The sequence below is a fragment of the Campylobacter concisus genome, from assembly GCF_902460705.1.
GTDB classification, from domain to species: domain Bacteria; phylum Campylobacterota; class Campylobacteria; order Campylobacterales; family Campylobacteraceae; genus Campylobacter_A; species Campylobacter_A concisus_Z.
Map to the genome: position 1 here is coordinate 246,676 of NZ_CABPUP010000004.1, position 10,287 is coordinate 256,962.

The following is a 10,287-nucleotide window of genomic DNA, read 5'->3' on the forward strand; positions in this document are numbered from 1 at the left end:
CCTAAAATCTTACTTTCATTTAAAATTATAAGAAATTAAATTTCAAAAAGATATAATCCAAGCATTCAAAATAAAGACGAAAGATTGCGATGAAAAAGAAGTATTTTTATAGCCAAATTTTTGGCAATATGGGTGTAAATTTAAGTGAACAAGTGGCATTAAATAAAGTTGGTAAGTTCTTCAAAAATTCTTACCAAAACCATGCTAAATAAAGAGGATATAAGGAATTTACTAGCGCATAGATTTTGTAACGACATACATAAAAAAATTAGTGAAATTCCGACACCAAGTGCCTTAAAAGATATTTACAAAGGTGCTAATCGCATAAAAGAAGCGATCGAGAAAAACGAGCGTATAGCCATTGTGGGCGATTATGATGTTGATGGTGTTGTTTCGAGCGTAATTTTGGCTGAGTTTTTTGATGATCTTGGCGTAAAAGACTACCTAGTAAAAATTCCAAATAGATTTAAAGATGGATATGGGCTAAATCCTGAGATAATAGATGAACTCTCAGCTGATGTAAGCTTGATTATCACCGTTGATAATGGCATCTCTGCAAACGATGCAGCCATTATCTGTAAAGAAAAAGGCATCGATCTTATTATCACTGATCATCACATGCCTCCAGCTGTTCTCCCAGAAGCTTATGCGATCATCAATCCAAAACAAGAAGACTGCAACTTCCCAAATATCGAAATTTGTGGCGCTGAGGTCGCTTGGTATTTGGTTGGAGCGCTAAAGGATGTTTTTGGACTAAATTACGATATGAGTAAATTTCTAGAGCTTTTAGCTATCGCAATAATCGCTGATATGATGGAGCTAAGAGATATGAATAGAATACTTGTTCGCCTTGGTATTTGTAAGCTAAATGCGTCTAAGCGTTCCGCATTTCACGCTATAAAAGAGTTTTATGGTAAGGAAAAATTTGAGTGCGATGATATTAGCTTTCTTATAGCCCCACTTATAAATTCAGCCGGACGCATGGATGATGCGATGAATTCATTTAACTTTTTGCGTGCAAAGAGCATCGAAGAGGCTTACAACTACCTTGATACCATTATCGAATTTAACAACTCCAGAAAAGAGGAGGAGCGCCAACTCTTTGAGTGCTCGCTAAAGGACGTAAAAGAAGACGATGAAGTCATCATCACTTGGGGAGAGCAGTGGCATGAGGGTGTGATAGGCATCGTAGCTAGCCGCCTTGCAAAGCACTTTGCAAAGCCAGCTATTATCTTTAGCATCGATAAAGGTCGTGCAAAAGGTAGTGCTAGAAGCATTGGTAAGCTTGATATTTTATCTCTTATAGCAAGCCACGAAGATCTGCTAACAAGCTACGGCGGTCACAAAGGTGCAGCAGGGCTAACTCTTGCGCCTGAAAATTTGGTGAAATTTAAAGAAGCGATAAATAAAAGTTGCTCATGCCTAAATATGCAAGAGTGCAAAAGCTCGGACGAGCTACTTGGTGACATAATGCCAAGCGAGATAGACTTTGAGCTGCTTGAAATTTTAGAATTTTATGAGCCATACGGACAGAAAAACCCTCGTCCGGTCTTTAAGATAAAAAATGCTCTTGTTAAAAACGAAAGACTTATAGGAAGAGATCAAAATCACCTAAAGCTCATCTTGCAAAAGGATAATAAAACACTTGAGGCTCTATTTTTTAACTTTACGAAACACGCTAGAGTGGGCGAGATGATAGATATTATCTTTTGTATATCAAAAAATTCATTCCGTGGACTTGTTACCCCACAGCTACTCATAAAAGAGATTTTATAAATTTTATCTCGGTTTTATAATGCTAAAATTTTAATGAAACCGAGATTGCTTCGGTTTTAATTCACCAAAATCGTTTCTTTATATATTTAATGCAGTCCAACTAAAATAATACTATTTGACTCAAATTTCTGTATTGTAAAATTAATGTTATATAAATATTTATACTTTATTTAAGTTTATTTTTGCTTTAATTTTAATTTTAAATATTAATTTCATAGAACTAAACATGAAAATTTCTTACGTTTTAGCATTTGCTTTAGTACCAAATTTAATGCTTGGTGCTGAAGAAACGATAGACCTGGCTCCGGTTACCGTTTCCGCAAAGATACAAAAGTCTGTTCTTGACGAACCGATAAAGGCTCAAATAGTTGTCAAAGGCGCGATACTAGAAAATGGCGACATCGCTAAATCGCTTTTAAATTTGAGCGGCTTTACGATGGAGCGCAAGGGCGGAGGCGGCAGCGAGGTTTATTATCGTTCGCAGACGGCGGCTAGGCTGCCGGTACTAATCGACGGTAGCACGCTAAACGGTGGCTGCGGCATGCGCATGGACACGCCCATTACCTACATCTCGGTGCAAAACTACAGCTCGGTTCGTATCGTAAAAGGCCCGCAAGACGTCAGATACGGCGCGCTCATTAGCGGCGGTATATTTTTCGATAGAGAGATAGTAAGGCTGTCAAAACCGAGCTTCGGAGGAAACGTAAGCGTGCTGGGCGGTAGTTTTAAGCGGTTTGAAACTACCGCGGACGTAGCGGCGGGTAACGAGCTGGGTAGCCTAGAGGTCTCGGGCGGACACTATGAGAGCGGCGACTATAAAAGCGGCGGTGGGCAGAAAATGCATACGCACTATAAACGCAACAGCGTCTCGCTCGTAGGTACGCTAACGCCCACGGAAACTACCGCATTGCAGTTAAGCGCGGATCTGGGCAAGGGCGAAGCGGCGTATGCCGACAGGATGAGGGACGGCATACAGTTTGACCGTAAATCTTTCGGACTCAAATTTGAACAAGACATCGGCGAGCACAAGATCAGGCTAAGCTCGTACTATCATCAAATCGATCACATAATGGACAACTTTACCATGCGTCCGGTGGTGCCGGGCACGGGGCGCGGCAAGGGATATAGCATCAGTCACCCGATACGAGATATGTACGGCTTTAAGGTTGAGGGAGAGTTAAATTTCGATAATCTAACGAGCTACCTTGGTGCTGGATATTCGCAGGATACATTTAAATGGCGAGGCGCCGGAAAGGGCGGATCCGGCGTGCCTAAAGCCGAAATGGATGCCGCCCTATCAAAACCACATGTAAAACAACGTAAAGTAACATATAAAACGATATATACTCAAAATGAATACGTCCTTGAAAACGACTACGGGCTTTTTAGCGGACTTAGGCTGGATGTTGGCGAAAGAAAACAGCTACTAACACATAAAAATAGGAGCGAAAATTTACTATCTGGTTTTTTTAGGTATGAAAAATATTTGCAAAATTTAACGCTTTATGCAGGGCTAGGGCATGCACAAAGACTGCCTGATCACTGGGAAACAAATAAGGACCCGAACTTAGAGCTACGTAAAGAAAAAAATACTCAGCTGGATTTTGGCGCAGTGCTAAAAGATAAAAATTACGAATTAAATGCGAATTTCTTCGTCTCGAAGATGGATGATTACATAATGATAAAATATAATCCTATGGGCATGTCTTCAAACGTATTTAATACCGATGCTTTATTATACGGCGGCGAGATCGAGGGCGATACGCTACTGGCCGATATATTTAGACTGGGGGTGGGCGTATCCTACGTCTACGGCAAGGTGACTAAAAACGCAGGCGGACTAAAAGACGGCGACGCGCTGCCTAAGGTTTCTCCTCTAACGTTTAAACTAAGCGCCGGCCTAGAAAAGCCAGACTGGTTCGTCAAAGCCGACTTCTACGCTAACGCGTCGCAAAACCGCGCGCAAAAAGGCTACGGCGACGTGGGCGGCATGGATCTTGGCAAAAGTGATAGCTTCTGGACGCTAGGACTAAGTGCGGGCTATAAATACAAAAATTATCAATTCTTGCTAGCGGCGGAGAATCTAAACGACGCCAAATACGCCTATCATAACTCAAAAGGCGGCTACGGCGGCGGTATCGCAGGCTACGAGACTATCCCGAACGGCACGAGGCTTTATGAGCCTGGCAGAAGCTTTTGGGCGAAATTTAAGGTATATTTTTAGGGCATAACTTAATAAATTTGGCATAGCTATGGGCTTAGGATTTGCCCTAAAGCTGTGCTAAATTTAAGTATTTCTGCTCTTATCTTCTTAATAATACCCACGTTTACTACATTTACTATTAGTAATAAATTGGCACTTGGTATAAAATTTCTTATTAAATTTAAATTTTATATAGATTAAAAGCTTGGATGTAAAACCTCAGAAATTTTTTAAAAGAGAGGTATGAAAAATTTACTTGTAAAATCAAGCTTAATTCTAGCTTTGGTAAGCTCAGCAGCACTAGCTCAAGGCACATTTGTTGGTGGTGAAGGTGATTATTCGTTTAACTCAAAAATCAAAACAAAAAACATAGCAAGTAGTGAGAAAAATAACTTCAAAAAAGGTCACTATGGTCTTGGCTTTTATAGCGGTTATGATTTTGACAGCTATAGAGCTTATGGCGGTTATTATTATGACTTTAAAGCTAGGAAAAATGCTGGTGAATCAGATGCAAAATGGAGTAAGCATAAATTTTTAGGCGGTGTTGATTATACACCAAGTATCACTGAAAATTTTAAAGCTGTTCTTGGTGGATATACAGGTCTTGGCTACTTGAGCGTTAGAGAGAGATTTAATAACGAAACAAGTAAGAAGAATTTCAAAGGCTTGCTAGTTGGCGCAAAAGCGGGCGGTATCTACTCATTTGACGAACATAATGCGATCGAGTTTGGCTTAAAAGCTGATAAGACCTTTTATAAGAAAAATAGCGGAGCTCAGCTAAGAGATACGACTATAGGAATTTATACAGGCTATACTTATAAATTCTAACCTTTAGGCAAGGCTTAGGCTTTGCCTTATTTTAGGTTACTCTCTACCTTCAAGAAGTGGCACAAAAAGGCACTCATCCAAGTACTCTTTTTCTAGATTTCCATCTTTATCTTTTTTAAATTTAGCAATAAATTGCTTGCCATCTTTTTTCATTGGAGCTACTAAAATTCCACCATTTTTAAGCTGCTTAAATAAATTTGGCGAGATCTCATCAGCAGCTGCCGAGAGCAAGATACGATCAAATGGTGCGTAGCTTCGCCAGCCATTGTTGCCGTCATCATATCTTACGTGTACGTTTTTGATCTTTAGCGTCTCGAAGCGTTTTTTGGCCTCCATGGCTAGTTTCTCTATACGCTCGACGCTAAAAATTCTATGCGCGAGCTTGCTTAGTATCGCTGCTTGATAGCCACTACCGCAGCCTATTTCTAGGATGTTGTCCATATTTTCGCACTCTAGTGCCATTGTCATCTTTGCCACGGTTAGCGGCGAGCTGATCCACTGGTTGCCAAGGATTGGCTGCGCGTCAAGCTTATAAGCATGGGCGGTGATGGGTACAAAAATTTCACGCTCAGTTGTTGATATCGCGTCAAATAAAAGTGGGCTTAGCGTGATCTCGTCGGCTATGTCGCTAGCTAAATTTTGGCATTTTATCGCTTCTAATTGGGTCAAAATTTCTTTCCTAAACAAATTTTAAATCGTTATTATACGATTTAAAGCTTATCTTAAAATTTATAAAAGCCCTAAATTTTTCTTTATCTGTGTGATCAAATTTGCGTCAAAAACCGCGCTTTGCTCTAGCGTGCCATCTGGCAAAAAGATCCCAGCACGTTCTAGATCAAGTGAGCTTGAGATCATGACGTAGCAGTTGTTTGCAATGGCAAGCGCCTTACAAAGGCTAAGGTAGGCATCCTCTCTGGCCTTACCCCACATGGCTGGTACCATGATGATGTCGCATCCTTTTAGCTTCGCCCAGAGCCTGCTATCACGCAGCTCAAAGCATATCAGCACGCCAAGTTTTAGCCCTTTAAAATTAAAAGCATTTATCTCGCTTACCTCGCCAGCGGCAAAGATCTCGTGCTCCAAATTTGGCCTAAAGAGCTCAGCCTTAAACTGTGAATGAAAGACGTTATTTGAGTTAAGAAGCAAAAATTCATTATAAATTTTTGCCTGGTGTGGGGCTAAATTTGAAATTTGAGCGAGCCCTGCGCTTTTATTTAGGCTGGTAAGGTGCGTAAAACCAAGAAATTTATCTGGGCTAAGTGCCTCTTGCAAGCGCTCAAGTAGCATCGCATCAAAGCTACCTATCATGCCACCAAGCATCGCTTTGTTCGCCCCAGTAAAAAAACCGTCAAAGTCATATCCGCTGATGCAAAGCTCACTTGCAAGCAGAAGCGAGTTTTCAGGCGCTGCTTCAACTAAATTTGCAAGCTCATCTAGCCGCTCGGTAGCACTTTTTGCCTTTAAAGTTAGGCTTATTAGGTTTAAAATTTCGCTCATTTATTTTCCAAATACAAATATAGTTTGCTTTGGCGCATGGCAATTTTCCGGAATTCTAAAATCCATATCCGTCCCGCCAATTTCAGGCGTTGGCTTTAGCAAAACTGTTATGGCCGTAGTCTTGTTATCACGCTCTGAAAGCGGGTCGTTAAAGACCCAGACTTCATACGAAAACGAGGTTTTATCGTCAAAATATACCACTCTAGTCTCTTTTAGGTCGGCGGATTTAAAGTTACATACCCTATTTATCTGCTTTAAAACATCGACAAAAAGAGCCGACCCAATAGGCGCAAGGCTTGGCTGGATATCGCCAGCTGGCATGCTTTGGTAGATGATGGCATATTTGGTTTCGTCTGTTTTGACAAGTATGTAAGGGTTAAAACTATTTAATAGATCCTTATTTGTTATGTCAATCGCCCTCTGGCTGCTACTGCTCGCACACCCCACAAAAAGCACGCAGGCAAGGGCTAAGATGCCTTTTTTAAAAGTCATCAAAGCTGATACTTCCCTTGCTGTAGTTTGTCACCTTTGCTTCAAAGAAATTTGACTTTTGATCGTTAAATTTCGCAAAGTCATCGACCCATTTGATAGGGTGAGCTACGTTGTATTTGCGTTTTAGGCCGATCGCAACTAGGCGCTGGTCGATGAGATAGTGGATATACTGCTCGATGATATCGTCTGTAAAGCCCATTATCTGATTTTGAGTGATGTATTTGCCCCATTTTATCTCTAAATTTCCAGCCTTTTCAAACATATCATAAATTTTTGCCTCATTCTCAGGAGTAAAAAGGTCAGGTCTCTCTTTGCGGACCGAATTTATCATGTTTTGAAACAAAAGCAAGTGCGTGATCTCGTCGCGTTGTATGAAGCGGATCATCTGTGCTGAGCCTAGCATCTTGCCAGCGCGAGCTAGAGCGTAGATCGCTGTAAAGCCACTGTAAAAATATATCCCCTCCAAAATTTGGTTCGCAACCATCGCAAGAAGTAGCTTCTCGTCAGTCACTTCTCCTGCAAGCTCCTCGTAGACACTTGAGATGTAGTCGTTTTTCTCACGCAAGACATCGTCGTGCTTCTCCATCTCGTAGATGAGGTCGGTGTTGTCACAGATCGCCTCGACCATGACAGCGTAAGACTTGCTGTGGTTTGCCTCTTCGTAGGCTTGGCGGCTTAGCACGGCGTTAATCTCTGGTGCGGTGATGTAAGGGTTGATGTTGTCAGCTAGGTTATTTGTCTGAAAGCTATCCATCGAGATGAGCTGGCTCCAGACGAGGTCGTACATGCGCTTTTCAGCCTCCGTGAGGTTGTAGGCGTAGTCACGCACGTCGTCTGTGGTGTCGACCTCTTTTGGAAACCAAGTGTTTGCTTCCATGAGGTCCCAAAGCTTTAACGCCCACTCGTATTTTGCCTTGGTGAAATTTAAAATGCCGTGTGGGTTGCCGTTAAAGACTCTTCTGTCGGTCAAATTTTCATTTGAACTTGGGTTGTAGATGCGTTTTCTATTCATAAATTTCTCTCTTGTTTGTGGTAAAAATTTCTTAAAATCTTACCCAAAGCAAGGTAAAAATTTACTTTTATTTAGATGGCTTTGCTCCTTTTTATGGTCATCAAAAAGCTAGTTATTATTAGTAAAACTGCGATCACACATGATACTGCAAATATGATCTGGCCGATCTCGCCAAACATCTCACCAGTATGCAGGCTAAGTACTTTGCGACCAGCCTTTTTTACCTCTGGGATGCTTTCAGACTTGCTAACAAGTTTATTCTCTTTGATCTTGCCAGCGCTCGCGTCAAGCTTTAGCTTGCCCACTTGGCTCTCGCTAGTTTCGTAGTTTATAGTGTAGGTAGTTTGGTTATTTTCAGGCACGTTTATCGTGAGCGATTTTAGCTCTAGTGTGACGTTATCTTTAAAAATTTGCTTCACAGCCTCGATCTCTTTAAATTTCTCGTCGTTTATTGGGAGTAAATTTGATTGCGGTAGACTTTTTTTCATTGGAGCTGTTTTTAGATCAAAAAATATACTATTTACGCCACTTCTGACCCAGCCATAAGACCAGTAAAGTCCAGTTAGTGACATCACTACAAGCAAGATCGCCACGTAGGTGCCAAGGCTGGTGTGAAGATTGTAGAAGCAGGCATAGCCCTTTGCTTTTGGCTTAATTTTTAGAGAATTTAAGAAATTTCGCTTGATCGCTGGTGCGTAGAGGATGAGTCCACTGATAGCAAGCAAAGCCATGATGATAGAGCTAATGGCGACTATTTGCTTGCCGATGTCGGCTGGGACTTTGCTATCAAGCAGGGCAAGGCCTAAATTTCTATGAAGACTTAAGATAATGATACGAAATTTCTCACCCCAGTCCTCGCTAATAACTTCGCCACTTCTTGGATCTATGAAGAAATTTAATTGTTTTTTATCCTTTGTAATGCTTATACGATAAGCTTCATTTGTTCCACCTATTTGTAAGCTTTCAAGCGTATCAAATTGAATCTCACTTTTTGCTTTAGCTAGGAGTTCATTTAAGCTTAAATTTGTTTTTTCGCTAGGAACTAGGTTGATAAAATTTTTATTTATTGCACTTTTGATCTCTTCTCTATAAGACGCAAATGGTGCTGAAAGAGTCATGAATATTAGCGGAATAGCCGCAATTAGTCCAATTATTAGGTGGATGTTGAAGATGATTTTTCCTCGTTTTAAAAACATTTTTTTCCTTTGAATTTTAATAGCGAATATTATTTTATTTTTTGTTAAAGCAAGATAAAAATTTATAAAATTATTTTTTAGTTATTAACTTTTACTAATGTTGATAAGGGTCTTGATATCAATTATTCATTAAATTTTTGCATATTGGCATCTTTTTTTGTAAAAAGTTATTTTTGCAAAAGGTATAAATAATGATAGATGTATTTAGATTTATGGTGGAGTTAAGCGGGATCGAACCGCCGACCTCTTGAATGCCATTCAAGCGCTCTCCCAGCTGAGCTATAACCCCAAATAGATTTTGGCATTTTATCTTTTTATGGCTTACAATATTTTGAAATTTACATCTTGCAAAATAAATTTTTAAGCAATTTTTGGATAAGATTGCAACTTTTAACGCGGGAATAGCTCAGGGGTAGAGCACAACCTTGCCAAGGTTGGGGTCGCGAGTTCGAATCTCGTTTCCCGCTCCAGTAACTTAGCCCGAGTGGCGGAATGGTAGACGCAAGGGACTTAAAATCCCTCGGTAGTTTTTACCGTACCGGTTCAAGTCCGGTCTCGGGCACCACGATATGGCGACATGGCCAAGTGGTAAGGCATGAGCCTGCAAAGCTTTGATCCCCGGTTCGAATCCGGGTGTCGCCTCCAAACTTCAAAAATAACTACTCTAAGGAATAAAAAGTGAGAAATTTACTTTTAGCAGCGTATATAGCATTTTTTGTAGCTGGTTGTTCAAATACTTGGCATGGAGTAAAAGAAGATACTCATAATGCTAAAGAATGGACTAAAGAAAAGATAAATGATGGAGCTACATATATTAAAGAAAAAACAGAGTAAATTTTAGAGATTATAGTAAATTTTAAGCAAAGTTGGTTATAATCACAAATCTTTTAGTTCGGGAGATGGCTGAGCGGTCGAAAGCGGCGGTCTTGAAAACCGTTGAGGTGTGAAAGCCTCCTGGGGTTCGAATCCCTATCTCCCGGCCACCTCTAATTCCTTGTATATTTTATAAAGTATTCCTAGATTTATTATTCATAATGCCTATAAGAAAGTTTTTATAAAAATTTAGTCCAAAATTTACTAGAACTAAAAATATCAGTAAATTTCTTATTTAAAGCAAGACATTGTAAGATAAGGGGAAGTTTAAGAGTTTTTATATTTGATTTTTTGGCTATCTTAAATTCTCAAAATAATATTTGTAGTAGCACATCCAAAATACATAATAGGTCGTAATCCTATGTATAAATATATGTAAAATTAATAATATTGAATAAAGAATTTAAGAC

At 40.0% G+C, this 10,287-nt stretch carries 9 protein-coding genes and 5 tRNA genes; 8 read left to right on the forward strand and 6 right to left on the reverse strand.

The window, feature by feature from the left end; genetic code table 11:
- Positions 1 to 201: 201 nt before the first annotated feature.
- The 3 genes from recJ to F3G75_RS07495 all read left to right on the forward strand — a co-directional run bounded on the left by recJ (position 202) and on the right by F3G75_RS07495 (position 4,807).
- Positions 202 to 1,776 carry a single-stranded-DNA-specific exonuclease RecJ gene (recJ, locus tag F3G75_RS07485; RefSeq protein ID WP_149717113.1) on the forward strand — a complete coding sequence of 525 codons (1,575 nt, stop codon included), beginning with the start codon at positions 202 to 204 and terminating at the stop codon, positions 1,774 to 1,776.
- A 226-nt stretch (positions 1,777 to 2,002) separates the two neighbouring features.
- A complete protein-coding gene (locus F3G75_RS07490; protein WP_149717114.1) occupies positions 2,003 to 4,000 on the forward strand; it encodes a TonB-dependent receptor domain-containing protein in 1,998 nt (665 codons plus the stop codon).
- A gap of 222 nt (positions 4,001 to 4,222) precedes the next feature.
- Positions 4,223 to 4,807, forward strand: coding sequence for a hypothetical protein (locus tag F3G75_RS07495; RefSeq protein ID WP_149717115.1), 585 nt, complete (start codon positions 4,223 to 4,225; stop codon positions 4,805 to 4,807).
- A 36-nt stretch (positions 4,808 to 4,843) separates the two neighbouring features.
- Here F3G75_RS07495 and F3G75_RS07500 read toward each other — a convergent pair whose 3' ends face one another.
- The 6 genes from F3G75_RS07500 to F3G75_RS07525 all read right to left on the reverse strand — a co-directional run bounded on the left by F3G75_RS07500 (position 4,844) and on the right by F3G75_RS07525 (position 9,293).
- The gene (locus F3G75_RS07500; RefSeq protein ID WP_148799489.1) at positions 4,844 to 5,476 is read right to left on the reverse strand and encodes a protein-L-isoaspartate(D-aspartate) O-methyltransferase; all 633 of its coding nucleotides are present in this window, start codon (positions 5,474 to 5,476) and stop codon (positions 4,844 to 4,846) included.
- Between the two features lie 60 nt (positions 5,477 to 5,536).
- A complete protein-coding gene (locus F3G75_RS07505) occupies positions 5,537 to 6,304 on the reverse strand; it encodes a carbon-nitrogen hydrolase family protein (RefSeq protein WP_149717116.1) in 768 nt (255 codons plus the stop codon).
- A complete protein-coding gene (locus F3G75_RS07510) occupies positions 6,305 to 6,796 on the reverse strand; it encodes a hypothetical protein (RefSeq protein ID WP_148799493.1) in 492 nt (163 codons plus the stop codon).
- Entirely contained in the window at positions 6,786 to 7,808 is a 1,023-nt protein-coding gene (locus F3G75_RS07515) for a ribonucleotide-diphosphate reductase subunit beta (protein WP_149717117.1), read from the reverse strand. Before F3G75_RS07515 ends, F3G75_RS07510 begins: the two co-directional genes overlap by 11 nt.
- Positions 7,809 to 7,879: 71 nt before the next feature.
- Positions 7,880 to 9,004, reverse strand: a complete 1,125-nt coding sequence (locus F3G75_RS07520) for a PepSY-associated TM helix domain-containing protein (RefSeq protein WP_149717118.1) — start codon at positions 9,002 to 9,004, stop codon at positions 7,880 to 7,882.
- Positions 9,005 to 9,217: 213 nt separating this feature from the next.
- Positions 9,218 to 9,293 (reverse strand) — tRNA-Ala (locus tag F3G75_RS07525).
- A 106-nt stretch (positions 9,294 to 9,399) separates the two neighbouring features.
- Here F3G75_RS07525 and F3G75_RS07530 point away from each other — a divergent pair.
- From F3G75_RS07530 to F3G75_RS07545, 5 genes are all read left to right on the forward strand, one after another.
- Positions 9,400 to 9,474 (forward strand) — tRNA-Gly (locus F3G75_RS07530).
- Positions 9,475 to 9,482: 8 nt separating this feature from the next.
- A tRNA-Leu gene (locus F3G75_RS07535) sits at positions 9,483 to 9,569 on the forward strand.
- 6 nt (positions 9,570 to 9,575) lie between these two features.
- A tRNA-Cys gene (locus F3G75_RS07540) sits at positions 9,576 to 9,649 on the forward strand.
- A gap of 33 nt (positions 9,650 to 9,682) precedes the next feature.
- Positions 9,683 to 9,838: a hypothetical protein gene (locus tag F3G75_RS09330; protein WP_181001695.1), complete on the forward strand. Its 156-nt coding sequence runs from the start codon at positions 9,683 to 9,685 to the stop codon at positions 9,836 to 9,838.
- 59 nt (positions 9,839 to 9,897) lie between these two features.
- A tRNA-Ser gene (locus F3G75_RS07545) sits at positions 9,898 to 9,987 on the forward strand.
- Positions 9,988 to 10,287: the final 300 nt, after the last annotated feature.

What these genes read in the sequence shown, in the direction of transcription:
- recJ (WP_149717113.1), top strand. Translation starts at nt 202, where the DNA reads ATGCTAAATAAAGAGGATATAAGGAATTTACTAGCGCATAGATTTTGT.
- F3G75_RS07510 (WP_148799493.1), bottom strand. Translation starts at nt 6,796, where the DNA reads ATGACTTTTAAAAAAGGCATCTTAGCCCTTGCCTGCGTGCTTTTTGTG.
- F3G75_RS07505 (WP_149717116.1), bottom strand. Translation starts at nt 6,304, where the DNA reads ATGAGCGAAATTTTAAACCTAATAAGCCTAACTTTAAAGGCAAAAAGT.
- F3G75_RS07520 (WP_149717118.1), bottom strand. Translation starts at nt 9,004, where the DNA reads ATGTTTTTAAAACGAGGAAAAATCATCTTCAACATCCACCTAATAATT.
- F3G75_RS07490 (WP_149717114.1), top strand. Translation starts at nt 2,003, where the DNA reads ATGAAAATTTCTTACGTTTTAGCATTTGCTTTAGTACCAAATTTAATG.
- F3G75_RS07495 (WP_149717115.1), top strand. Translation starts at nt 4,223, where the DNA reads ATGAAAAATTTACTTGTAAAATCAAGCTTAATTCTAGCTTTGGTAAGC.
- F3G75_RS07515 (WP_149717117.1), bottom strand. Translation starts at nt 7,808, where the DNA reads ATGAATAGAAAACGCATCTACAACCCAAGTTCAAATGAAAATTTGACC.